General features: G+C 52.6%; 21 protein-coding genes. 16 read left to right on the forward strand and 5 right to left on the reverse strand.

The genetic code is table 11. The annotated features are described in order from the left end of the window. Positions 1 to 5 precede the first annotated feature (5 nt). Together spoT and J6J34_RS08050 are read left to right on the forward strand one after the other, a co-directional pair. A complete protein-coding gene (gene spoT, locus J6J34_RS08045; protein WP_301898843.1) occupies positions 6 to 2,123 on the forward strand; it encodes a bifunctional GTP diphosphokinase/guanosine-3',5'-bis pyrophosphate 3'-pyrophosphohydrolase in 2,118 nt (705 codons plus the stop codon). 1 nt (position 2,124) lies between these two features. After that, positions 2,125 to 2,517 carry a RidA family protein gene (locus J6J34_RS08050; RefSeq protein ID WP_301721260.1) on the forward strand — a complete coding sequence of 131 codons (393 nt, stop codon included), beginning with the start codon at positions 2,125 to 2,127 and terminating at the stop codon, positions 2,515 to 2,517. Here J6J34_RS08050 and J6J34_RS08055 read toward each other — a convergent pair. Further along, positions 2,514 to 3,845 carry a Na+/H+ antiporter NhaC family protein gene (locus tag J6J34_RS08055; RefSeq protein WP_301721259.1) on the reverse strand — a complete coding sequence of 444 codons (1,332 nt, stop codon included), beginning with the start codon at positions 3,843 to 3,845 and terminating at the stop codon, positions 2,514 to 2,516. The genes J6J34_RS08050 and J6J34_RS08055 overlap by 4 nt on opposite strands. Before the next feature lie 158 nt (positions 3,846 to 4,003). Between J6J34_RS08055 and J6J34_RS08060 the strand changes: the two genes are divergently transcribed. Beyond that, positions 4,004 to 5,527 carry a bifunctional GNAT family N-acetyltransferase/carbon-nitrogen hydrolase family protein gene (locus J6J34_RS08060; protein ID WP_301721257.1) on the forward strand — a complete coding sequence of 508 codons (1,524 nt, stop codon included), beginning with the start codon at positions 4,004 to 4,006 and terminating at the stop codon, positions 5,525 to 5,527. Between the two features lie 30 nt (positions 5,528 to 5,557). After that, on the forward strand, positions 5,558 to 7,207 hold the full coding sequence (locus J6J34_RS08065; protein WP_301898845.1) for a fatty acid--CoA ligase: 1,650 nt from the start codon (positions 5,558 to 5,560) through the stop codon (positions 7,205 to 7,207). On the opposite strand, the gene J6J34_RS08070 is transcribed toward J6J34_RS08065, so the two are convergent. From J6J34_RS08070 to J6J34_RS08085, 4 genes are read right to left on the reverse strand one after another with little or no spacing between them, the layout of a single operon-like run. Continuing rightward, positions 7,204 to 8,121 (reverse strand): histone deacetylase family protein, encoded by a 918-nt coding sequence (locus J6J34_RS08070; protein ID WP_301721255.1) that lies wholly within the window; start codon positions 8,119 to 8,121, stop codon positions 7,204 to 7,206. The genes J6J34_RS08065 and J6J34_RS08070 overlap by 4 nt on opposite strands. A 1-nt stretch (position 8,122) precedes the next feature. Beyond that, positions 8,123 to 9,982 carry a GNAT family N-acetyltransferase gene (locus tag J6J34_RS08075; protein ID WP_301721254.1) on the reverse strand — a complete coding sequence of 620 codons (1,860 nt, stop codon included), beginning with the start codon at positions 9,980 to 9,982 and terminating at the stop codon, positions 8,123 to 8,125. Positions 9,983 to 10,016: 34 nt separating this feature from the next. Next, a complete protein-coding gene (locus tag J6J34_RS08080) occupies positions 10,017 to 11,306 on the reverse strand; it encodes a M20 family metallopeptidase (RefSeq protein ID WP_301721252.1) in 1,290 nt (429 codons plus the stop codon). Between the two features lie 58 nt (positions 11,307 to 11,364). Beyond that, complete coding sequence (locus J6J34_RS08085) at positions 11,365 to 12,006, reverse strand: TIGR01621 family pseudouridine synthase (protein WP_301721250.1); 642 nt, start codon at positions 12,004 to 12,006, stop codon at positions 11,365 to 11,367. Between the two features lie 45 nt (positions 12,007 to 12,051). Between J6J34_RS08085 and trmH the strand changes: the two genes are divergently transcribed. The 12 genes from trmH to hemB are packed head-to-tail and all read left to right on the forward strand — an operon-like array spanning position 12,052 to position 23,313. Then, positions 12,052 to 12,732, forward strand: a complete 681-nt coding sequence (trmH, locus tag J6J34_RS08090; RefSeq protein WP_301721249.1) for a tRNA (guanosine(18)-2'-O)-methyltransferase TrmH — start codon at positions 12,052 to 12,054, stop codon at positions 12,730 to 12,732. Between the two features lie 2 nt (positions 12,733 to 12,734). After that, positions 12,735 to 14,816: an ATP-dependent DNA helicase RecG gene (recG, locus tag J6J34_RS08095; RefSeq protein WP_301721370.1), complete on the forward strand. Its 2,082-nt coding sequence runs from the start codon at positions 12,735 to 12,737 to the stop codon at positions 14,814 to 14,816. A 42-nt stretch (positions 14,817 to 14,858) separates the two neighbouring features. Then, positions 14,859 to 15,614, forward strand: coding sequence for a bifunctional demethylmenaquinone methyltransferase/2-methoxy-6-polyprenyl-1,4-benzoquinol methylase UbiE (ubiE, locus tag J6J34_RS08100; protein WP_335342635.1), 756 nt, complete (start codon positions 14,859 to 14,861; stop codon positions 15,612 to 15,614). Beyond that, the gene (locus tag J6J34_RS08105) at positions 15,614 to 16,216 is read left to right on the forward strand and encodes a ubiquinone biosynthesis accessory factor UbiJ (protein ID WP_301721245.1); all 603 of its coding nucleotides are present in this window, start codon (positions 15,614 to 15,616) and stop codon (positions 16,214 to 16,216) included. The genes ubiE and J6J34_RS08105 overlap by 1 nt, the downstream gene beginning before the upstream one ends. A gap of 2 nt (positions 16,217 to 16,218) precedes the next feature. Then, entirely contained in the window at positions 16,219 to 17,865 is a 1,647-nt protein-coding gene (gene ubiB / locus J6J34_RS08110) for a ubiquinone biosynthesis regulatory protein kinase UbiB (protein ID WP_301721244.1), read from the forward strand. A gap of 7 nt (positions 17,866 to 17,872) precedes the next feature. Further along, on the forward strand, positions 17,873 to 18,082 hold the full coding sequence (gene tatA, locus J6J34_RS08115) for a twin-arginine translocase TatA/TatE family subunit (RefSeq protein ID WP_301721243.1): 210 nt from the start codon (positions 17,873 to 17,875) through the stop codon (positions 18,080 to 18,082). 5 nt (positions 18,083 to 18,087) lie between these two features. Next, a complete protein-coding gene (tatB, locus tag J6J34_RS08120) occupies positions 18,088 to 18,465 on the forward strand; it encodes a Sec-independent protein translocase protein TatB (RefSeq protein ID WP_301898846.1) in 378 nt (125 codons plus the stop codon). After that, positions 18,462 to 19,199, forward strand: a complete 738-nt coding sequence (tatC, locus tag J6J34_RS08125; protein WP_301774715.1) for a twin-arginine translocase subunit TatC — start codon at positions 18,462 to 18,464, stop codon at positions 19,197 to 19,199. Before tatB ends, tatC begins: the two co-directional genes overlap by 4 nt. Before the next feature lie 25 nt (positions 19,200 to 19,224). Next, on the forward strand, positions 19,225 to 19,725 hold the full coding sequence (locus J6J34_RS08130) for a hypothetical protein (RefSeq protein WP_301834402.1): 501 nt from the start codon (positions 19,225 to 19,227) through the stop codon (positions 19,723 to 19,725). Between the two features lie 10 nt (positions 19,726 to 19,735). Continuing rightward, positions 19,736 to 20,530, forward strand: coding sequence for a TatD family hydrolase (locus J6J34_RS08135; protein WP_301898881.1), 795 nt, complete (start codon positions 19,736 to 19,738; stop codon positions 20,528 to 20,530). Then, on the forward strand, positions 20,515 to 22,311 hold the full coding sequence (locus J6J34_RS08140; protein WP_301898847.1) for a sensor domain-containing diguanylate cyclase: 1,797 nt from the start codon (positions 20,515 to 20,517) through the stop codon (positions 22,309 to 22,311). The genes J6J34_RS08135 and J6J34_RS08140 overlap by 16 nt, the downstream gene beginning before the upstream one ends. Then, complete coding sequence (gene hemB / locus J6J34_RS08145) at positions 22,312 to 23,313, forward strand: porphobilinogen synthase (protein WP_301898848.1); 1,002 nt, start codon at positions 22,312 to 22,314, stop codon at positions 23,311 to 23,313.

Consider the following 23,313-nt stretch of genomic DNA (forward strand, 5'->3'; position numbering starts at 1 on the left):
CGCGGGTGTATCTATTTGAAGGGCTCCGGCAGCAATTAGCCGAGTACTTACCACCTGATCAGGTACAGCGTGCTGCTGCGGCCTTTAAGCTGGCCGCAGAAGCGCACAAAACGCAAAAACGTCGTAGCGGCGAACCTTATATTACCCACCCCGTGGCCGTTGCTGGCCTGCTGGCAGACATGCGTCTGGACCATGAGACTATCATGGCGGCGCTGCTGCATGATGTCATTGAAGATACCGAGTTCACCCAGGAAGATCTTGCCGAGCAGTTCGGTGCTACAGTTGCTGAACTGGTCGAGGGTGTGTCTAAGCTCGATAAGCTGACCTTCAATTCCAAAGAAGAGTTGCAGACTGAAAACTATCGCAAAATGATCATGGCGATGGTGCACGATATCCGGGTGATTCTGATCAAGCTGGCCGACCGTACGCACAATATGCGCACCATTAGCCATCTCCGACCGGATAAACGCCGCCGCATCGCGCGGGAAACCCTTGAGATCTACGCCCCATTAGCCCACCGTTTGGGTATCCATGATATTAAAAACGAGCTCGAGCAACTTGGCTTCTACGCCCTGTATCCATGGCGCGCCAAGCTCCTCGAGTCCCAGGTCAAGCAAGCGCGGGGCAACCGCCGCGAGCTGGTTGAGCGGGTTCAAAAAGAAATTGAAACACGGCTTGCGGACCATGGCATTCATGCCCGGGTTTTGGGCCGCGAAAAGCACCTGTACAGCATTTACCAGAAAATGCTGCACAAAGAGCTTCAGTTTGAGCAAGTGATGGACATTTATGCGTTTCGGGTCATCGTTGATGAAGTCGATACCTGTTACCGCGTGCTTGGCGCTTTGCATAATCTCTACAAGCCGATTGAAACCCGGTTTAAAGACTACATAGCAATCCCCAAGTCGAATGGCTACCAGTCCTTGCACTCCTCACTGAAAGGGCCGCATGGTATCCCAGTCGAGATCCAGATCCGTACCGAAGAAATGAATCTGATGGCGGACCGCGGCGTTGCTGCACATTGGCTTTACAAAACCGAAGAAAGCAGTGGTACCACCGCGCAAGTGCGCGCTCGGCGCTGGATGCAAAGTTTGCTGGAACTGCAACAAAGTACTGGTAATGCGTTTGAATTTATTGAGAACGTGAAGTCTGAGCTGTTCCCCGAAGAGATTTATGTGTTTACTCCGGAAGGGCGGATTATCGAGCTGCCTCAGGGCGCAACACCGGTGGACTTCGCTTACGCCGTGCATACGGATATTGGTAACACCTGTATCGGTGCGCGGGTCAATCACAAGGTTTACTCGCTAAGTAAACCGCTGGAAACCGGACAGACCGTCGAAATTAAGACGGCACCGGGCTCGCGACCGAACATCGCCTGGCTTAATTTTGCTGTCACCGGAAAAGCGCGGGCGAAGATTCGTCAGTATCTGAAAGGGCAGGAATCACTTGAAGCTGAGCAATTGGGCGAACGTCTGTTGCGCGCTGCACTTGGGCCAGTGAGCTATGATGACATTAAAGCAGCAGAATTTGCCCGCGTCTGTGCTGAGGTCAAACTCGAATCGAAGTCAGCACTGTTAAGGGAAATTGGTCTGGGCAATATGATGTCAGTGGCCATCGCCAAGCGTCTGCTCGGTGAACTGCAGCAGCCAAAAGATGAGCAAGTGGTTACAGCGGGTAATCAGCGCAGTCTCTCGATAAAAGGTGCTGATGGCCTATTGGTCAGTTTTGCCAAGTGCTGCCGACCCATTCCCGGTGACGACATCATCGCTCATGTGAGCCCGGGCAAAGGCTTGGTGATTCACCGCCGCGAGTGTAAAAACGTACGTGGCCATGAAGATGAGCCCGGCCGTTACTTCCCGGTGCAGTGGGATAACAAGCCGGATGCTGAATTTATTACCGAGGTGCGGGTTGAAGTTGTCAATCACCAAGGTGCATTGGCGAAGTTAACCTCGAATATAGCGGCCAGTGGCTGTAATATTCACGGCCTCAAAACAGAGGAAGTCGATGCTAATATTTACTACATTGATGTGGCATTGACGGTTCATGATAGAAAGCAACTTGCGGACGTGATTCGCCATATTCGCAAAATGCCTGATGTGCAGCGCGTAGCGCGGTTAAGGAAGTAATATGTCTAAAGTCATTATTAGTACTGAAAATGCACCTGCCGCTATTGGCACCTATTCGCAGGCGGTTAAAATTGGCACCACGGTTTATTTATCCGGGCAAATCCCATTAGTTCCGGAGACCATGGAATTCGTCAGTGAAGACTTCCGTGCGCAGGCCAAACAGGTGTTTAAGAACCTTGCTGCGGTGTGTGAAGCCGCGGGTGGTGAGTTACAGGATATGATCAAAGTACAGATTTATCTGATTGATCTGGGTCAGTTCGCCATCGTTAATGAAGTGATGGCTGAGTTTTTCCGCACGCCTTATCCTGCGCGCGCCGCTATCGGCGTTAAAGCCTTGCCGAAGGGCGCGCAAATTGAGATTGATGGTGTGATGGAATTACCGAGCACGAATTAAGCCGCGCTCGGCTCCAGTTTTTCCCGACCTTCAAGTGGCTTGCGCCAGATGATCATGGCAATGGCCACTGCCCCCAGAATAAAACAATACCCGGTATGAATACTGACCTCGACGGGCGTTAAGCCGAAGCTGGCGCCCATGAAGAGCGCCTGCGCTCCATAAGGTAATGCGCCTTGTACGACACAGGCGAAAATATCTAATAAGCTGGCACTTTGTCGCGGCGCGAGATTACCCTCCTCGGCGAGTTTTTTACTGACCTCACCGGAAAGCAGAATGGTGACCGTGTTATTGGCGACCGCAAAGTTCGTCAGCCCGGTCAGTCCGGCCACGCCAAAAGCTGCGCGCTGTTGCTGATGACGGAACAAACGCTTGGTGACATTACCGACTGTATTGGCGAGAAACTTCAAGCCACCCTGCTGGCGAATCAAAGCGGAGAGACCACCGATCAGCAAGCTCAGCAAGAAGATCTCCTGCATGCTGGTGAAGCCTTCATAAATATCCTGACTGAACGCGACCCATTGATAGTCAACGGTGACCATCCCGAAGCCGGCGGCCAAAATAATCCCCAGCGTTAGTACCGCAAAGACATTCAAGCCCATCACTGCCAGCACAATAATGAAAAAGTAGGGCAGACTTAACCAGAGGTTGGCATCAGGAATCTGTGGTGGCGTGGCACCGGTATCATAAGTAAGCAGCCAGATAATGGTGATAATAGCCGCCGGTATTGAGATTTTAAGGTTAGCCTTGAATTTATCACTCATGTTGCAGCCCTGCGTTCGGGTTGCGGCAATGGTGGTATCGGAAATAATGGAAAGGTTGTCACCAAACATGGCGCCACTGACCAAAACCCCTGCTAATAAGGCGAGATCGATGCCTGCCGCCTGACCTAAGCCCAGCGCGACCGGCGCCAACGCACCCAGAGTACCCATTGAGGTACCCATGGCGGTCGAAACCACAGCGGCAATGATAAACAGGCCGGGTAGCAGGAAGCTGGCTGGGATCACATTCAGGCCCAAGGCCACCATGGCATCCACACCACCGGTTGCCGCGGCAACAGTGGAGAAGGCGCCGGCCAGCAAATAAATCATACACATGGTGACAATGTTGCGGTCACCGACTCCGGCCACGAAGGTGTTGATGCGTTCTTCAAAGGCCTGCTTACTTAGCAAAACACCAAGGATAATGGCCGGCAAGATGGCGACTGGGCTGGCAAGTTGGTAGAACGCCATATCCACGCCAGTTGCCTGAAAGTAAATCCCTGCGCCGAGGAATAGTGCAAGAAAGAGACCGAGTGGGAGTAGCGCACGCGCACTGGCGGATTCCGTCATAATACAGCCAACCTTTATTATTAAAATTAATTTTAGACGTCCAGAAGTTTATATGTCCTAACCTTCAGGTGCAATAGCTAAAGTCCATTGGTTGTTGCCAATTACTGCGACTTCGTCATACTAGTTGTATGTTGTACTAAGGATTCCAAAGGATGTCTATGAGCCCTGATGAACTGCATTTGCAATTACGCAATTTGCGCAAAGAAGATTACCCCCAATTGAAGTCGTTGATGGATAAGGTTTATCCAGACATTGGTGGGGCTTGGGGGGAGCATACGATCCTCAAGTTAGTGAAAGAATTTCCGGAAGGCCAACTGCTGTTAGAAGATAACGGCGAGCTGGTGGGCGTGGCCTTAACGGTGCGCGTAAAATACGCGCGCTTCAGTAACCCGCACACCTATGACGATTTGATGGATGCGCGCGAGAATATTCTGAATGATCGTAAAGGTGATGCGCTTTACGGTCTGGATGTACTTATCCACCCCGATTATCGTGGTTTCCGCTTGGGCCGGCGTCTTTATGATGCGCGTAAAGAACTCTGCCGTCAGCTTAATCTGAAAGCTATTTTAGCCGGTGGACGCATTGTTAACTTTCATAAATACGCCGAAGAGCTAACGCCTGGGCAGTACATTGAAGGCGTGCATCGACGTGAAATCTACGATCCAATTCTTACCTTCCAGCTGGCCAATGACTTTACCGTAAAACGCCTGCTGGGTAAGTATTTACCGGAAGACAAGCGCTCTGCAGGCTTTGCCACACTGCTGGAGTGGAACAATTTCTTGTACGAGCCCTCGGACAATATCCTTGGCAGCCGGATCCGCAATGTGCGCATCGGTGCCGTGCAGTGGCAAATGCGTGAAATAGATTCCGTCGAAGAAATGCTGAAGCAAGTGGAATACTTTGTCGATGCGATGTCCAGTTATCAAAGTGACTTTGCTGTATTCCCGGAATTTTTCAATGCACCGCTGATGGGCCTGACCGACCAAAGTCAGCAAAAAGATGCGATTCGCTTTCTGGCCGGTTATACCGAGCGCTTTAAACGCGAAATGTCGCAAATGGCGGTGAGCTATAACGTCAATATTATCACCGGCTCGATGCCGCTTGATGAAGACGACGTGATCTACAATGTGTCCTATTTGTGTCGTCGCGATGGTACCGTCGAAGAGCAACGTAAAATTCATGTCACCCCGCACGAGAAGCGCGACTGGGTGATTGAAGGCGGTAACCATGTCCAGGTGTTCGATACGGATGCCGGTAAAATTGGTATTTTAATCTGCTACGACGTCGAATTCCCTGAGCTGGGGCGTTTAATGGCAGCTGAAGGGCTGGAGATACTGTTTGTGCCATTCTGGACGGACACCCGTAATGCGTTTTTGCGTGTGCGCCACTGTGCACAGGCACGGGCCGTCGAGAACGAATGTTACGTGGTCACCTGTGGTAGCGTTGGTAACTTGCCTCAGGTGGAGAGTCTGGATGTGCAATATGCACAGTCGGCTGTATTCTCACCCTCGGATTTCGCCTTCCCACACGATGCGATTTTGGCAGAGACCACGGCCAACACCGAACAGCTTATCTTCTCTGATCTAAATCTGGATGAGTTACGGTATCTACATCACGAAGGCTCAGTAACGAACTTGAAAGATAGAAGAACCGATATCTACGAAGTCACCAGAAAATGGTAGACCCGAGTGAGTGAACTTTAAGGAGCAAGCATGGCTGTTAAACTGATTCCACCCGCGGATGACGCTTACAATTATCCGCTGTTGATAAAGCAACTGTTACTGTCGGCTGAGCGTTACGCCGGTGATAACGAAATTGTTGGCGGTAACAATGGTAAACGTTACAGCTATGCCGAATTCATCGAACGGGTTCATCGTCTGGCGAATGTCCTCACTGAAGCAGGCGTGAAAGAAGGGGATACGGTCGCCGTTTTGGACTGGGATACTCCGCGTTATTTAGAGTGCTTTTTTGCGGTGCCCATGATTGGTGCGGTGCTGCACACAGTGAATGTGCGGCTGGCACCTGAGCAAGTGGTCTACACCATGAATCATGCGGAAGATGATCTGGTGCTTGCCCATGATGATTTCCTGCCGTTGCTGGCACAAGTCAAAGACGACCTGACCACCGTCAAAGGTTACATTCAGTTGAGCGATGACGATCAGCCTCCAGCTGCACGGCTCGAAACCCTTGGCGATTATGAAAGCATGCTTGCTGGCGCGATGACGGAGTTTGATTTTCCGGACTTTGATGAAAACGCGATTGCGACCACCTTTTACACCACCGGCACCACCGGCAATCCAAAAGGGGTGTTTTTCTCACACCGGCAGCTGGTGCTGCACACTCTGGCGTTAGCCGCCACCACCAGTATGAACGACAACATGCAGCTGATGCAGGCCTCGAGTGTGTACATGCCGATCACGCCAATGTTCCATGTGCATGCCTGGGGTGTACCTTTTGTCGCGACCATGATGGGACTTAAGCAGGTGTATCCGGGTCGCTACGAACCGGCGACCCTGCTGAAATTATTTATGACCGAAAAGGTTACGTTTTCGCATTGCGTACCGACGATTTTGCAGATGGTGCTAAGCAGTGAGCAAGCGAAAGCAATCGACTTTAGTGGTTGGCAAGTATTGATTGGTGGCAGTGCGCTCACTGAAGGTCTGGCCAAAGCTGCGTTGGATCGCGGTATCGAAATTTATACCGGCTATGGCATGTCCGAAACCTGTCCGTTGTTGAGTACCACCTGGCTGCCGCTCGATGCCGATGACTTTAGCCTCGAGCAACAGGTGCAGACGCGGGTGAAAACCGGCAAACCTGTGCCACTAGTGAATATGCGCATCATTGACAGCAATGGCCGCTTCTTACCCCATGACGGCGAAGCTATGGGTGAGGTGGTGGTGCGAACGCCGTGGCTGACCCAGGGCTACCTGCATGAACCTGATAAGAGTGACGAGCTGTGGGCGAATGGCTGGATGCATACCGGTGATGTCGGCAGTATCGATAGTGGCTACACCCTGCAGATCAGAGACCGCATTAAAGACGTGATTAAGACAGGTGGTGAATGGGTATCATCACTGGATATTGAAAACCTGATCAGCCAACATCCTGACGTCGAGTTAGCGGCGGTGGTTGGCTTACCCGACGATGAGTGGGGCGAGCGTCCGCATGCAGTGATTACTGTTCGTGCCGGTGCGCAGGTGGACCGTGATGCAGTGGTGCAGCATATGCAGCGCTTTGTCGATGAGGGCCACATTGAGAAATGGGCGATTCCTGACACCGTCAAAGTAGTCGACGAAATTCCTCGCACCAGTGTGGGCAAAGTCGATAAGAAGCTGATCCGCAGCCAGTTGCAAGACGACTAAATCAGGCCTTTCACAAATGCGACCACACTCCTGCCCAGGGAGCTGTGGTCGTAACCGCCTTCCAGCATGCCTATGACCCGCCCTTCGCAGTGTCGCTCGGCAAGCTCTTTCAATCGTTTCGCAATCCAAAAATAATCGTCTTCACGCAGGTTAAAGTTCCCCATATCATCTTCCGCATGACCATCAAATCCCGCGGACACCAGAATCAGCTGCGGCGAGAAATGGTCAAGTGCCGGTAACCAGCGCTGCTCGACTTCGGCGCGCCATTGTTCGCCACTGGTTCCGGCCGGCATCGGGCTATTGATAATGTGTGGGCTAATCGTATCGGCGCCAGTATCGGGGTAAAACGGATGCTGGAATGATGAGCAGAGTAGGACGCGTTCGTCATTACTGAAAATATCTTCGGTACCGTTGCCATGGTGTACGTCAAAGTCGATGATCGCCACACGCTCCAGATCATAGGCGGCCATCGCGTGGGTCGCAGCGACAGCGATATTATTAAAAATACAGAAGCCCATCGCTTGATCATGGGTGGCGTGATGCCCCGGCGGACGCACCACACAAAAAGCGCGTGGATTGTCGCTGTGCATGACTTCATCGACGGCGTCGATACCACAACCGGCAGCATACAATGCCGCTTGCAGGGAGCCAGGTGTCATCAGCGTATCGGGATCGAGCCAGACGTGCCCTTCGTCCGGAGCTTTATTGAAAATTTCGTGCACATAATTGACGTCATGGGCATGATAAAGTTGTTCTTTGCTGGCTGCTTTGCCATCGCGCTGGCGGATGGCCAGCTCCAGCCCGGAGCGAATGATCTGGTCATTGATAGCGCTCATGCGTGCCGGTTCTTCCGGGTGGATTTCGCTGACCTGATGCTGCATGCAGGCTGGATGACTGAATAAGGTGATCGACATACTAGGACCCGTCGGCTAATGATAGTTTAAGGTGCACCTCACCGGGCTCCTCGCTGGCTAAACGTTTAAACCCTGCGCGCTCAAACACGGCTAACATCTTGTGATTTTCGGCTCGCACGTAGGCGACCATGTGCCCCAGCTGACGCACCTTGGCGATACTTATCATCTCGTCCAGCAAGCGACTGGCCATTCCCTTACCCTGATGAATTTCCCGCGTCACAAAGGCTACTTCACAGCTGTTATCTGCTGGCACATAATAATAACGGCCGACCGCCTGTATTTCAGCAGCAGAACCTTTTTGCCGGACAATGCAAAGGGCCAGATCCGTGGCCTGATCAACACTGACCAGAGTGCAGGACTTTTCCCGACTCATCTGCGTCGGTACTGTGTTGTAGCGCATTTGTAGAGTTTCTTTGGTGTGTGAGTAGAAAAACTCCTGCAGGCGGCGTTCATCACTTGGATTCAACGGCCGCAAGTCATAATAGTGACCGTCGATGCACAACTCTTTAAAGCCGACATTGCCAAGCTCAGGAACCTCAACGGATTTAATGGTTTGATAGTTAGGCACGTAGTAGTGCTTACGTACTTCATCGAGCAACTGCTGCCGGAATTTAGGATGGGCAACCCGAATCAGTTCCAGTGCCCGTTCGCGGATACTCTTGCCACGCAATGACGCCACCCCAAACTCGGTTACCACGTAATAAACATGCGCGCGGGAAGTGGCGACGCCGACACCTTCGGTCAGATGAGGGACAATGCGTGAAATCCTGCCATCTTGTGCGGTCGAAGGCAGTGCAATAACGGGTTTTCCACCCTTACTCATTGAGGCGCCGCGGCTGAAGTCCACATGACCACCGATGCCGCTGTAGAACTGATGACCAATGGAATCCGACACCACCTGTCCGGTTAGGTCGACCTCAATCGCGCTGTTGATCGATATCATGCAATCGTTGCGGGCAATATTAGCGGGCGAGTTGACGTACTCACTTGGGTAAAAACCGATATGAGGATTGCCGTCGACAAAGTCATACAAGGCCTTGCTACCGACGCAGAAACTGGTCACGGTTTTATGTTGATGGTAGGTTTTTTTGCGATTGTTGATCACGCCGCTTTGCATCAATTGCATAATGCCGTCAGTGATCATTTCGCTATGCACACCGAGATCTTTATGGTTGCCAAGGTAGCGTAAAACCGCATCGCAAATATTGCCAAAGCCGATTTGAATGGTGGCGCCATCTTCCACCAGCAGCGACACATACTGACCAATGCGCTCGGTGACGGCGTCAAGTTCTGTCGCCTCGATTTCCGGCAGGTCAGCTTCCGCGTCAAAGAACGCATCTATCTGACCTTTATGGATAAACGCCTGACCAAAAGTGACCGGCATTTTCGGATTGACCTGCGCGATCACTTTTTTCGCAGAGCGCAGCGCCGCGGAAACAATATCCACAGACACTCCCAGTGAGTGGTAACCGTATTCGTCGGCCGGGCTGACCATAATCAGCGCTGCATCAAGGGGCAGAATCCCGTCCTGGAACAGGGAGGGAATGTCGGACATAAAGCAGGGGGTGTAATCGGCACGCCCTTCAGCAACGGCGCGGCGTACCTGCGGACCGCCAATAAACAGCGTATTCACCTTAAACTGCTGGGTATATTCAGGTTCGGCCCAGGCGTTGTCGCCTAACGCATAGACCTGCACAATTTCGATATCGTGCAGGTGCTGGCTGTGTGCGCTGAGGTCGGCGATGAGTGCGTGCGGAACCGCTGCGTGAGAGCCTATAAAAATACGACTCCCGGATTTGAGCAACTGGCGCCAGTGAACAGACTTGCCATCACTATGCAGGCTTCCTTGTTGCGCACTCATCACTTACCTCCTGCGGGTACAGAACGACCGGGATTTAGTTTTTAGCGTAATCAAACACCCAGTTCACGTACATTTCCGTGCCCACCTTCAACGCGTCTTCATCGGCGTAGAAATAAGGTGAGTGGTTACTCGGTGCCTTAGCAGGATCCTGACCTTCTGGCGTCACACCAAGGAATACAAACAGTCCCGGAACTTCCAACGCGTAAAAGGAAAAATCCTCGGCGCCGGTGATGAGCGGGCTGACCACAACCTTATCCGCGCCGGCAACACGCTTCATGGTGGGCAGCATCTTCTCAGTGAGGCCAGGATCATTGACGGTGACCGGGTAGCCTTCATCAATGTGCACATGCGCCTCAGCGCCCGAGCTCATTGCGGTATGCTCAGCGGTGGTTTTGAGGTTTTCAAAAATCTGCGCCCGATTATCCATATCGAAATTACGAATGGTCCCTTCCAGGTAAACCTCGTCAGGAATAATGTTGTTACGTACGCCACCATCGACGATACCAAAGCTCACCACTGCCGGGCCATTGGTGATATTGGTTTGGCGACTGATGATAGTTTGGGTGTTGTTGATAATTTGCGCCGCAGCGACAATAGGATCCACTCCGCCCCATGGGCGCGAACCGTGGGTTTGTACGCCTTTAACATTAATCTCAAAACGGTCTGCCGAGGCCATCAGCGGGCCACTGCGATAAGCAATGTAGCCCGTCGGAGCAGAGGAGCCTACATGAATGCCAAACACAGCATCGGGTTTGATGTCGGCGAACAGGCCTTCTTCGAGCATCAGCTCAGCACCACCTTCTTCACCTTTGGGCGCGCCTTCTTCTGCTGGCTGGAAAATAAACATCACGGTGCCAGGGATCTCGTCGCGCATGGCAACTAATTTTTCAGCAGCGCCCATCAACATGGCGATATGCATGTCGTGACCACAGGCATGCATGACACCTACTTCTTCACCGCGATACTCGGTGGTGACGGTTGAAGCAAAAGGTACATCGGTCTTTTCGGTGACCGGTAAGGCATCCATGTCTGCGCGCAGCGCAACTGTCGGGCCAGGCTTACCACCTTTTAGAATACCCACCACACCGGTATGGGCGATATCGGTTTGCACGTCCATGCCGAGGGCACGTAAATGCTCGGCAACGATTTTTGATGTGCGGAACTCGCGATTACTGAGTTCAGGGTGCTGATGGAAATCACGGCGCCAGTCGATGACCTGTGATTCTAAATCTGCGGAAATGCGGATCGGTTCTTGCGCGAAGCTGGCATGACATGCCAGTAAACTGGTAACACAGGCTAACGCCAGAGCAGTAGGTTTTAACATGACAGTACACCTTACAGGTTTGGAGAAGTAACGTGTCCTGAGTATGCCTTGAACTTAGTTAGTTTGCCAATGCGTCTTTGGTCGCAAGTTCAGCGAACAAGCCGTAGTTTGGCAAAGGGGCTTTGGCGATAATTTTTTCACCCCGGAATGCAAAGGCCAGTTGCCAGGCATGCAGGTGCAGGTGCGGGTTGGCTTCACCGCCGTAGCGCTGATCACCAACAATAGGGACACCCAGACTTTTGAGCGCGACCCGCAACTGATGGGTTTTACCGGTGCTGGGATGCAGGGTGTAATAGCGATAGCCCGGCAGCAGCGACTGACTGTTAAAGTAGGTTCGCGCCGGGTTTGTGGTGCTATGTAGCAGGCGCCAGCTGCCGCGGCGGGCTTTGTCCATATCCCCTACGACCCACCCTTGTTTCTTCTTCGGCCGCCCGGCGGCAATGGCAAGGTAGGTCTTGCTGATTTCGCGCTCGGCAAACAGCTGACTTAACTCAGCTGCGGCAGCAGCGTTGCGCGCCACCAAAAGGGCGCCGGAGGTGGGCGTGTCGAGACGGTGCACCGGCCACAGCTGTTCCTGCAACTGTTCGGCCAGCTGATGCACGACGCTGGGTTCTTGCGCATTGGCATGCATGGGGGCGCCAGCAGGCTTATCCATGACATAAAAATCAGTATGTTGAAACACTAGGGTTAGTTCGCGCATACCGTTATACTCCTAAAAAACCGAATAACGAATGACGGAATTTCTATGTCGCCGGAACGCTTTGCTCGGATCAATGCTTTGCTGGATCGCCGTCAGGCTGATCTTACGCTTTGCCTTGAGAGTGTCCATAAAAATCATAACTTATCTGCATTGATCCGCACGGCTGATGCGGTCGGGATCCATGAAGTCCATGCGGTCTGGTTCGACCGCCGGGGCAAAGTCAAAGGTGGCACCGCCATGGGGTCACAGCAATGGGTCAAGGTGCATCACCACCAGTCCACTGCGGCTGCCGTCGCGCAGCTGAAAGAAGAGGGGAAGCAGGTCCTGGTGACCCACTTATCGGCGACTGCGATTGACTTTCGGGAGGTCGACTATACGCGTCCGACCGCGATTTTGCTGGGTCAGGAGAAGCAGGGTGTCTCGGAGGACGCGTTAGCTCTTGCCGATCATCATATTGTAGTGCCGATGGTCGGCATGGCGGAGTCGTTAAATGTCTCCGTCGCCGCCGGTATTATTTTGTACGAAGCCCAGCGTCAGCGTCAGGCGGCGGGGTGCTATGATAAACCCCGGCTGGCGGCCAGTGAACGGCACCGGGTTCTCTTTGAAGGCGGTCATCCGATTTTTACGAAGATCTGCAAACGCAAGAATTTGCCCTACCCAGACCTTGATGAGCAGGGACAGATTGTCGCTGATGAGGCCTGGTGGCAGGCGGTGAGGTCGAAATAAAAATGCACAGCGAGGGTTTACACCGCATACCGTTAACCGTGCTCAAGGGGGTTGGCCCTAAGTTGCAGGAGCGTCTGGCGAAGTTAGGTCTGGCGACCCTGCAGGATGTCTTGCTGCATCTTCCGTTACGTTATGAAGATCGCTCGCGCATTTATCCGATAGCAGGGCTGCAGCCTGGCACCACAGCAACGGTCATCGCCACCGTGGTGAAAGCCGAAATTGTGTATGGCCGCCGGCGCATGCTTAAAGTCAAAGTGCAGGACGCCAGTGGTGGCTTGAATCTCGTGTTTTTCCAGTTTAGCGCGGCTCAGCTGAAGCAATTCGCCGAGGGTACGCGCCTGCAATTATTTGGTGAAGCACGACGCGGGCTGCAAGGGCCGGATATGATTCACCCCGAATATAAAATTATCACCGGTGCTGCGCCAGAGCTGGCCGAAACCTCACTGACACCTGTTTACCCTACCACCGAAGGCGTGCAGCAGGCGACCTTGCGCAAACTAACGGAGCAAGCACTTACTTACCTCACCGATAAAGCCGTTCCTGAACTCTTGCCTGAGCAATTGCAACCGAACGCGATGGGCTTAGCTGCTGCGATCCGACTCTTACATCGGCCGCCACTGGATGTAAGCCTAGGCGCCTTGCAGGAAGGCAATCATCCGGCTCAGGAACGCCTGGCAATGGAAGAGCTGGTCGCCCATCAACTGAGTCTGTTAAAGCTTCGCGCCATTAAACAACAACATCAGGCCCGCGCGCTGGCGCCTCATAGCGAGCTGGAGCAAGCATTCCTACAACAACTGCCATTTCGGCCCACTGCTGCGCAGCAGCGCGTGGTGACTGAAATTCAGCAGGACTTGAGTGAATCTTTGCCAATGATGCGTCTGGTTCAGGGCGATGTGGGTTCGGGCAAAACGCTGGTGGCGGCATTGGCAGCTCTGACGGCGATTGGCCAGGGCTATCAGGTTGCACTGATGGCGCCGACCGAAATTCTTGCTGAGCAACACGCGCTGACGTTCCGGCAATGGTTCGCGCCGTTGGGCATTCAGGTGGGCTGGCTGGCCGGTAAGCAAACGGCAAAACAGCGGCGGGAAAATCTCAGTGCGTTAGCCAGTGGCGAGCTGAATATGGTAGTGGGTACTCATGCGCTGTTTCAGGCAGAGGTGACCTACCATAAGCTGGTGTTAGTCATTATCGACGAACAACACCGCTTTGGCGTACACCAGCGTCTGGGCTTGCGGGAAAAAGGCGTGCAACAGGGCTATCAGCCCCATCAGCTGATCATGACAGCAACACCCATTCCGCGCACGCTGGCGATGACCGCCTATGCGGATCTGGCCACCTCGGTCATCGATGAACTCCCGCCTGGACGCACGCCAGTGACCACCGTGGCTGTGCCTGATACTCGTCGTGCACAAGTGGTGGAGCGGGTGCATCAGGTCTGCGTGGAAGAGCAGCGCCAGGCCTATTGGGTGTGTACCCTTATTGAGGAGTCTGAGGCCCTGCAATGTCAGGCAGCAGAGGATACCGCCAGTCAGCTGGCAGATGCCTTGCCGGATCTGCGCATCGGGCTGGTGCATGGGCGCTTGAAAAGTGCCGAAAAAGAACAGGTCATGCAAGCATTTAAGGCCCACGAGCTGGATCTGCTGGTGGCGACGACTGTCATTGAGGTAGGGGTTGATGTGCCCAATGCCAGTCTGATGATTATTGAGAACCCGGAACGCCTTGGCTTGGCGCAACTCCACCAGCTGCGCGGCCGGGTCGGCCGTGGTGCGGTGGCCAGCCACTGTGTGTTGCTTTACCATGCTCCCTTATCCAAAACCGCCACCCAGCGACTTGGGGTGTTAAGGGACAGCAACGATGGTTTCGTGATTGCCCAGCGTGACCTAGAGTTAAGAGGGCCCGGTGAGTTATTAGGACAGCGGCAGACGGGAGTGACCGAAATGAAGGTTGCTGACGTAATGAAACATAATCACCTGCTTGATAATGCGCAACAGTTGGCCGAGCAATTATGGCAACAGTATCCGGAGACATCCGAAGCATTGATCCAGCGCTGGTTACCGCGCCGTGACCACTACGCCCAAGCTTAAATTCGTAGTACACTAGGCGTCCATTTATGAAAAGGCAGCATGATGAAAGATTCGAAGTCTGACACCATTGATTTTGGCTACAAGCAAGTTGCTAAAGACGAAAAGCAAAGCCTTGTTGCCAATGTTTTTAATTCAGTGGCGCAAAAATACGACATCATGAACGACGTGATGTCGTTTGGTATTCACCGTCTATGGAAACGCTACACCATCGACTGTAGTGGTGTCCGCAGCGGTATGAAAGTACTTGATATCGCAGGTGGAACCGGTGATTTAACGGCGCAGTTTTCACGTCGCGTCGGGCCCAGCGGAAAAGTCGTATTGGCCGATATTAATCAGGCCATGCTGGATGTCGGTCAGGACAAACTGCGTAATAAAGGCATCGTTGGCAATGTCGATTATGTACAGGCCAACGCCGAGAGTTTACCTTTTGACGATGATACCTTCGATATCATTACCATCGCTTTTGGTCTGCGCAATGTCACCGACAAGCAAAAAGCACTTGAGTCCATGTTTCGTGTACTCAAGCCAGGTGGCCGTTTGCTGGTGCTGGAGTTTTCTAAGCCGGTGCCGCCAATGTTGTCGCAAGCCTACGATTTTTACTCGTTCAATGTGTTACCTAAGATGGGGCAGCTGGTGGCCGGTGATGCCGAGAGCTATCAATATCTGGCCGAATCCATCCGCATGCACCCTGATCAGGAAACGCTCAAAGCAATGATGGAGCAGGCCGGTTATGAGCAGGTCACCTTTGATAACCTGACCGGCGGCATCGTTGCCTTACACCGGGGGTTTAAATTCTAATGTTGTGGACCGTGTTACCGACTCAGGTTGCCGAGGGCTTTGCGAATCATATTCTGAGCCTGGACCCGCACAGCAACGAGCGCTTGCAGAAACTTGCCGGGCGGCGCTTGCGCCTGACTTTAAAAGAGTTGGGTCGCCCGTTTACGCTGGGGGTCACCGAGTCCGGAATTGTCTTCAGCTGGATTGACGATCAACAGGTTGATTGCCACATCATCACTGAACTTGCCGTACTACCAGAGCTTCGCGATAGTGCCAATATTACTCGGCTAATTAAAGCCGACAAGCTGGATATCGAAGGCGATCCTATGCTGGCGCAGCAGTTAAGTAAGCTGTTTAGTGAGCTCGACATCGATTGGGCGGAGCAACTTTCCCGCCGTATTGGTGATGTGCCGGCGCAAGTGCTGGTGAATGCGTACGGGCGAGGGCGTAAGCGCATGCAACGTTTTCAGCAGGACTCGGGACAATGGGTAAAAGACGCCCTGACCGAAGAAAAACGCGTCATTCCTGCGCGTGAGCGGTTTATTCAGTTTCAACAGGATATGCAGGCCCTGCGCGCACGTCTTGATAAGTTAGAGCGGCACTTAAAAGAGCAGCGAAATTAATTATGCGAACGAAGCGACTGTACCAAATTACCCGTACGTTTTTGCATTATGGCCTCAACGAGCTCATCCCGGCGCGCTGGATGCCTTGGTCAGTGCGCTTTGCGCGCTACACCTTATTCTGGTTGCCGAATAAACATAAAGACAAGTCGCCTGGGGTGCGTTTGCGTCTAGCTTTAGAATCACTGGGGCCAGTGTGGGTGAAGTTTGGTCAGATGCTGTCAACCCGGCGTGATTTACTACCGCCGGAGATTGCTCTGGAACTGGCGAAGTTGCAGGACCGGGTGAAACCTTTTCCTGGCGAACAGGCCCAGCAATTGATCGAAAAAGCATTGGGTCTGCGCAGCATCGACGATGTCTTCGTCGATTTCTCGGTAGCGCCGCTGGCTTCAGCTTCTATCGCACAGGTGCATACGGCCACCCTGAAAAATGGTGACGACGCCGGTGCTGATGTGGTGATTAAGGTCATTCGCCCCGACATCCGCGGTGTCATTGGTGCCGATTTGCGCTTAATGGAGACGCTGGCCGGTGTGCTTGCAAAGCATTTGCCTGATGGTCGTCGCCTGAAGCCGAAAGAGGTTGTAAAGGAGTACCGCAAGACTCTGCTTGGGGAGCTTGACCTGGCTCGTGAAGCAGCAAATGCGATTCAGCTGCGGCGTAATTTTGAAGACTCAACCTTGCTTTATATCCCGAAAGTGTACAGCGACTTCAGTCGCCATAACATCATGGTGATGGAGCGTATTGACGGCATTCCTGTAAGTGATGTGGATACCTTGCTGGCGGCCGGGGTTGATATGAAAAAGCTGGCAGAGCGCGGCGTTGAAGTGTTCTTTACCCAGGTATTTCGGGACAGTTTCTTCCATGCTGACATGCATCCTGGCAACATTTTTGTATCCAGAGAACATCCAGAAAACCCACAGTATTTAGGCATCGATTTTGGCATTGTCGGCACGCTGAACCGCGAGGATAAGCGCTATCTGGCAGAGAACTTTCTGGCGTTCTTTAATCGGGACTACCGCAAAGTGGCCGAGCTGCATGTCGATTCCGGCTGGGTACCTGCGCATATTAATGTTGAAGATTTCGAGTCAGCGATCCGTACCGTGTGTGAGCCCATTTTTAATAAGCCGCTTGCCGACATCTCATTTGGGCATGTATTGGTGAACTTATTTAATACCGCCCGGCGCTTCGAAATGGAAGTTCAGCCACAGCTGGTGCTGCTACAGAAAACCCTGCTTTACGTCGAAGGTCTGGGGCGCACGCTGTATCCGCAATTGGATCTATGGCAAACCGCGAAGCCGTTTCTGGAACGCTGGATGAAAGAGCAGCTGGGCTGGCGCGCGGTGCTGCGCTCAGTCAAAGAGCAGGCACCTTACTGGGCAGAAAAAATGCCAGAGATGCCAACCTTGCTTTATGATTACCTGAGCACGCAAAAGCATCAGATTGCGCAGCAGCAACTTGCCGCGCAAGCCATCGTCACAAGTCAGCGGCAATTTGCCTGGCGCATGTGGTGGGGCATTGCCAGTGGCGCTCTGCTGGTAAGTAGCGCTTTATTTTGGGTGACGGGACAACATATAGGACTGACGTCAGCGAGTGGCGCACTTACCGTCGTTAGTATCGCAATGAGTTGGCGCAAGCCAGCCACAACTAGTTGAGGGTGTTATGGGTATTAGTATTTGGCAACTTCTGATCCTATTGGTGATTATAGTGCTGCTGTTTGGCACCAAGCGACTGCGTTCTCTTGGTGGTGACCTGGGCTCGGCCATTAAAGGATTCAAAAAGTCAGTCAGTGATGACGACGATGACGATGCGACTAAAAGCAACGCGCAGAAAAAGGTCGATAGTAAGTCTGAGCAGGATAAGGACGCTTAAACTTAATGTTTGATATCGGCTTTTGGGAGCTCCTGTTCGTCGCTCTTATCGGATTGCTGGTACTGGGGCCAGAGCGCCTGCCAGGGGCTCTGCGTGGGCTCCAGCGCGGGATGCAAAAACTGAAGACCTTTGGAACTTCGGTACAGGCAGAGCTGAATCATGAGCTTCGCATTAAAGAGCTACACGAGCATTTAAAGAAAGCGGAACAGATGGAAGTTGATAAATTGTCACCGGAACTGCAGCGTTCGATGGCTGAATTGCGTGAGGCTGCGGCCGGTGTGCAACGTCCCTATGAGAAGAAGAAGCCTTCGTCTGCCGGTGATGACGGTGATTCAGGGACGTCATCAGCTGCCGATAAAGATGAGTCGAAACCATCGTCATGAGTCAGTCGCCGTTAATTGATCACCTGCTGGAGTTACGTCGACGACTGTTGTGGAGCGTGGTCACGGTACTGGTCATTTTCGCAGGCTTTGCGGTATTCGCCGATGAGCTGTATCGGTATGTCGCAGCGCCCATGCTGGCCAGCTTGCCGCAAGGTAGTACGCTCATCGCAACCGATGTAGCAACACCATTTTTTACGCCGTTCAAATTGGCTTTAGTGGCTGCGATTGCGGTGGCGGTGCCAGTATTACTCTGGCAGGTCTGGGGCTTCATTGCACCAGGCCTTTACCGGCGGGAAAAACGTCTGGTCGTGCCGCTGATGGTGTCGAGTAGCCTGTTGTTCTATGCTGGTGTCGCGTTTGCTTATTGGGTTGTTTTGCCGTTGGCATTGAACTTTTTGGCGAATGCAGCGCCTGAAGGAGTAACCGTTGCTACCGACATTGCCCGCTATCTTGATTTTGTACTGGCAATTTTTATGGCTTTTGGGATTGCCTTTGAAACGCCCGTAGCGATAATTTTACTCTGCTGGACCGGTGTGACCAGCGTCAAGTCATTGCGTGCAAAGCGGCCCTATGTCATTGTCGGAGCCTTTGTGGTGGGAATGATACTCACACCACCGGATGTTATTTCGCAAACTTTATTGGCTATTCCAATGTGGTTGCTCTTTGAACTTGGACTGGTGATTGCTAGTCTGTACCAACGCACGCCACGCGACGCTGATGCAGAACATGAATAAACTATTGAAGTGGGAATCATTGAAGATGATCAAATTGTTTGGTTTGGGGAGTGTTGTCGGTTGTATCACGTTGGCAGCTCTATGGGCTCCAAACGCTAATGCACAAGAGATTTCACAGCAACAGTTGCGCAATTGCGCAGCTATTGAAAATCCATTACAGCGCCTGGTTTGCTACGATAAGTTAGCAGCCGGCGAAGCCCTGCCAGCGGCAACTCAGGGCAGTGCCTCCGGATCACAAAATGCCGGCAATGTAGAAGCAGAGTTTGGCCGCGAGCACCTTGACGATCCGACCAGCGATCGTCCCGATAAGATCCTGGTCAAAATTGCTGACGCGCAGCGTAATTTCTTCGGCAAGTGGGAAATACTACTCACCAATGGCCAGCGCTGGGAGCAAACGGACTCGCGCACAGTGCCACTTCCGGATGACGCCGATTATTATATCGAGCGTGGCGTTCTAAATAGCTTTTTCCTCGGCCGCGTCGGCGATGAAGCTCGGCGTATTCGAGTGCGTCGCGTAGAGGAATAAGGTGTCGCATTTGCGTTGGTTTGATGCGGGAGTGAACCTGACCCACTCCCGCTTTGCCGAAGCACCCGAGGCCACTTTACAACGCGCGCAAGACGCAGGTGTCGAAAAACTGCTTGTGATTGCCTGCAGTCTTGCTGAAACCGAGCATGCCATCCAGCTTGCTGAGCGCTTCCCCCAATTGATAGTGACAGCAGGCGTCCATCCGCATGATGCTGTCAACGCACCGGATGATTTGCAGCAGCAGCTGATTGAGCTCGCCAAGCACCCCGCTGTGCATGCGATCGGCGAATGTGGCCTTGATTTTAATCGCAACTATTCACCACCCGAAATTCAGCTTCGCGTCTTTGAGCAGCAGCTTGAGATCGCAGCGGAGCTTGGATTACCGGTTTACTTACATGAGCGGGATGCGTTTGCGCAGCAACATGAGTTGTTACAAAAGTATGCCAATAAAATTCCAAAAAAGTTGGTCCATTGTTTCACTAATGGTTGCGCGGAACTCGAAGAGTATCTAAAGTTAGACTGTTTTATCGGAATCACGGGGTGGGTATGCGATGAGCGACGTGGGGAAGCTCTGCGCCAGGCTGTACCGAGGATTCCTCTTGAGCGTTTGATCCTGGAAACGGATGCACCTTTTTTAGTGCCCAGAACGCTAAAGCCCCGCCCAAGTTTAAACGAGCCGTACTGGCTTCCCGAGATCGCGAGAGTAGTTGCGGAATTACGCCACGAATCCTTGCAGGAGCTGGCCGCAGCAACCTGGCAAAATAGTCACTTATTATTTGGATGCGAAGGATGGCAAAAAGCTTAGTTCGATGGTTCGCGCTGGTAACAGTGATGTGTTACTGGGGATTAGCTGCGACAGACGTCTCTGCACAAGAGAATATGCCGCCTGTTTATTATCATGTCGATGCTACTGGTAACCAGTCGGTAGAACAGCTGCTCGACAAAGAACCAAGCTTTTGGAGTGTGCTGAATAACGGCTCCCCGTCCTTTGGCTATACCTCCGCGACCTATTGGTTTCACTTCAAGTTGCCGGCTGTCGACTACGACCGCGTCATCCGCATTGGCTATCCGTTGCTTGATAACGTTGATGTCTATTTTGTTACGGACAATGAAATTATAAAGCGGGTCCGGCTAGGTGATGCGTATGAGTTTGATCAGCGTCCGGTAGACAACCGCAACTTTGTTGTGCCGGTCGCTTCGCGGGATAGAGTCGAGGTCTTCCTGCGCGTTAATACTACGAGTTCGATGCGGGTACCTTTGAGTGTCTGGCAACCTACTGACCTGATGGGGGCTGAGCAAGCTCTGACGACAGCGACAGGCATGTATTTCGGTCTGCTGCTTTGCATGATCGTCTACAACTTGTTTAGTTACAGCGTGACCCGAGATCGTCGTTTTGGCTATTACAGCGCCTATATTGTCGGTATCGGTCTACTCTTGGCAGGTCTTGATGGCACCGGTTATCAGTATCTCTGGCCTTGGTCCGAATGGTTGCAAAGTAAAGCGATCCCACTCTTTGGCAGTATGGTTTTTCTGTTTGCCAGTCTGGTCGCCAGCCAGGTGCTGCAAACCAAACTGCGCAGTCCGAAACTGCATATGGGCCTGCAGGGCATCATGATTGCTGCGGTCCTCCTGTTTGTTGCAAGTATTTTCCTGCCATATGAGTGGATGATTTCGGTTGTCCTTTCCGTCGCGATTTTAGCCAGCAGCTTCTTAATTTTCACCGGTCTGACGCTTTGGCACCAAGGCCTGGCCTATGCGCGCATTTACTCACTGGCACTGAGTGTACTGTTGCTTGCCATCATTATTAATGCCATTGGCTACCTGGGCTTCCTTGAATCGTTCTTTATTCAGCGTTACATGATCATGATTGGCTCAGCGATTGAGATCATGCTGCTGAGTCTGGTGCTTGCCATCCGCTTTAACGAAGATCGTAAGGAGCGCCTGGCTGCTGAGCAACGCCTGAACTCGCGCCTTGAAGTGAAAGTGAAGCAGCGTACGAAAGAGCTCGAAGCGCTGATGCGTAAGCTCAAAGAAATGAATCAGCGACTTGAGGTGAAAAGTAGCGAAGACCGCCTGACGAAGTTGTTTAATCGAGGCGTTCTGGACGATGACCTGCCGTTGGAAGTGCGCCGGGCACGCCGCACCGGGTATGATATTGCGGTGGTGATGATAGATATCGATCACTTCAAGAAAGTAAATGACAAGTTTGGTCACCCCGTGGGTGATGAAGTGCTGGTTGAACTGGCACGCTTATTACGTGTCAACTTCCGCCGCGCAGGCGATCGTATCTACCGTTACGGTGGTGAAGAGTTTGTAATTTTAATGCCAGGTGCCCAGGAATTGGGATGCCATGATAAAGTATTGACCTTTACTGACCTTATCCGTGGCCACAGCTTCCACACCGAGCGTGGTGAGGTTAAAATAACGGTTAGCGTCGGCATGGCACTGCTGAATAGTCTGCCCGGCCATGCTTCAAGTAAACAGCTGCTGGAAGCTGCCGATAACGCACTTTATCAAGCTAAAAATGCAGGGCGTGATCAGATTCGAATCGCCCGTTCCGCGAAAGATGTGAGTGAAAAGCCGTAGATGCAAAGTATGAGTCAGTTCCCTTTCCGCCGCATGCGCCGTCTGCGACGGCATGACTTCAGCCGCCGTATGGTGGCTGAAAATGTTTTAACGGCTGCGGATTTTATTTACCCGATGTTCGTCCTGCCTGGTGAAAACCAGCGCGAACAGGTGGCATCAATGCCGGGGGTAGAGCGCCTATCCATCGATCTGCTGGTCGCTGAGTGCCGTGAAGTCTTTGCCTTAGGTATCCCGGCTATCGCTTTGTTTCCTGTCACTCCTGCGGCAGATAAGTCGCTGACGGCCGAAGCTGCATGGGCGCCGGATGGTCTGGCGCAGCGCGCTGTGCGGGCTATCAAAGAGGCGTTACCCGAACTCGGGGTGATCACTGATGTGGCCTTGGATCCGTTCACCACGCACGGCCAGGACGGTATTATCGATGAACACGGCTATGTGCAAAACGATATCACTACTGAAGCTCTGGTTAAGCAGGCACTTTCGCACGCCGAAGCGGGTGCTGACGTGGTTGCGCCTTCGGATATGATGGATGGTCGCATTGGTGCGATTCGTGAGGCTTTGGAAGAAAAGGGCTACCACAATGTCCAGATCATGGCCTATTCAGCGAAATATGCTTCAGCATTTTATGGCCCCTTTCGCGATGCTGTGGGCTCGTCCGGCAATCTCAAAAGTGGTAATAAAAAAACCTATCAGATGGACCCTGCCAATGCCGATGAAGCCTTGCATGAAGTCGCTCTGGATTTAGACGAGGGCGCCGACATGGTGATGGTCAAACCCGGCATGCCTTATCTTGATGTGGTGCGAAATGTGAAAGAAACCTTCAAGGTGCCGACCTTCGCCTATCAGGTGAGTGGTGAGTACGCGATGCTGCAAGCGGCTATTGCCAATGGCTGGTTAGGGGAAGACGTGATCTTTGAGTCCTTGCTGAGCTTTAAGCGCGCTGGCGCTGATGGCATTTTGACCTATTTTGCTAAGACGGCAGCAGCAAAACTCGCCAACAGTTAA

It is taken from the genome of Pseudidiomarina terrestris, from assembly GCF_030466405.1.
Lineage (GTDB): Bacteria > Pseudomonadota > Gammaproteobacteria > Enterobacterales > Alteromonadaceae > Pseudidiomarina > Pseudidiomarina terrestris.

Excerpts from the sequence above, each read along its gene's own strand:
- ubiE (WP_335342635.1), top strand. The coding sequence starts at position 14,859 with ATGAAAGATTCGAAGTCTGACACCATTGATTTTGGCTACAAGCAAGTT.
- tatC (WP_301774715.1), top strand. The coding sequence starts at position 18,462 with ATGAGTCAGTCGCCGTTAATTGATCACCTGCTGGAGTTACGTCGACGA.
- J6J34_RS08050 (WP_301721260.1), top strand. The coding sequence starts at position 2,125 with ATGTCTAAAGTCATTATTAGTACTGAAAATGCACCTGCCGCTATTGGC.
- J6J34_RS08060 (WP_301721257.1), top strand. The coding sequence starts at position 4,004 with ATGAGCCCTGATGAACTGCATTTGCAATTACGCAATTTGCGCAAAGAA.
- recG (WP_301721370.1), top strand. The coding sequence starts at position 12,735 with ATGCACAGCGAGGGTTTACACCGCATACCGTTAACCGTGCTCAAGGGG.
- trmH (WP_301721249.1), top strand. The coding sequence starts at position 12,052 with ATGTCGCCGGAACGCTTTGCTCGGATCAATGCTTTGCTGGATCGCCGT.
- ubiB (WP_301721244.1), top strand. The coding sequence starts at position 16,219 with ATGCGAACGAAGCGACTGTACCAAATTACCCGTACGTTTTTGCATTAT.
- J6J34_RS08075 (WP_301721254.1), bottom strand. The coding sequence starts at position 9,982 with ATGAGTGCGCAACAAGGAAGCCTGCATAGTGATGGCAAGTCTGTTCAC.
- J6J34_RS08065 (WP_301898845.1), top strand. The coding sequence starts at position 5,558 with ATGGCTGTTAAACTGATTCCACCCGCGGATGACGCTTACAATTATCCG.
- J6J34_RS08055 (WP_301721259.1), bottom strand. The coding sequence starts at position 3,845 with ATGACGGAATCCGCCAGTGCGCGTGCGCTACTCCCACTCGGTCTCTTT.
- hemB (WP_301898848.1), top strand. The coding sequence starts at position 22,312 with ATGCAAAGTATGAGTCAGTTCCCTTTCCGCCGCATGCGCCGTCTGCGA.
- tatB (WP_301898846.1), top strand. The coding sequence starts at position 18,088 with ATGTTTGATATCGGCTTTTGGGAGCTCCTGTTCGTCGCTCTTATCGGA.
- J6J34_RS08080 (WP_301721252.1), bottom strand. The coding sequence starts at position 11,306 with ATGTTAAAACCTACTGCTCTGGCGTTAGCCTGTGTTACCAGTTTACTG.
- J6J34_RS08130 (WP_301834402.1), top strand. The coding sequence starts at position 19,225 with ATGATCAAATTGTTTGGTTTGGGGAGTGTTGTCGGTTGTATCACGTTG.
- J6J34_RS08140 (WP_301898847.1), top strand. The coding sequence starts at position 20,515 with ATGGCAAAAAGCTTAGTTCGATGGTTCGCGCTGGTAACAGTGATGTGT.
- J6J34_RS08105 (WP_301721245.1), top strand. The coding sequence starts at position 15,614 with ATGTTGTGGACCGTGTTACCGACTCAGGTTGCCGAGGGCTTTGCGAAT.
- tatA (WP_301721243.1), top strand. The coding sequence starts at position 17,873 with ATGGGTATTAGTATTTGGCAACTTCTGATCCTATTGGTGATTATAGTG.
- J6J34_RS08085 (WP_301721250.1), bottom strand. The coding sequence starts at position 12,006 with ATGCGCGAACTAACCCTAGTGTTTCAACATACTGATTTTTATGTCATG.
- J6J34_RS08070 (WP_301721255.1), bottom strand. The coding sequence starts at position 8,121 with ATGTCGATCACCTTATTCAGTCATCCAGCCTGCATGCAGCATCAGGTC.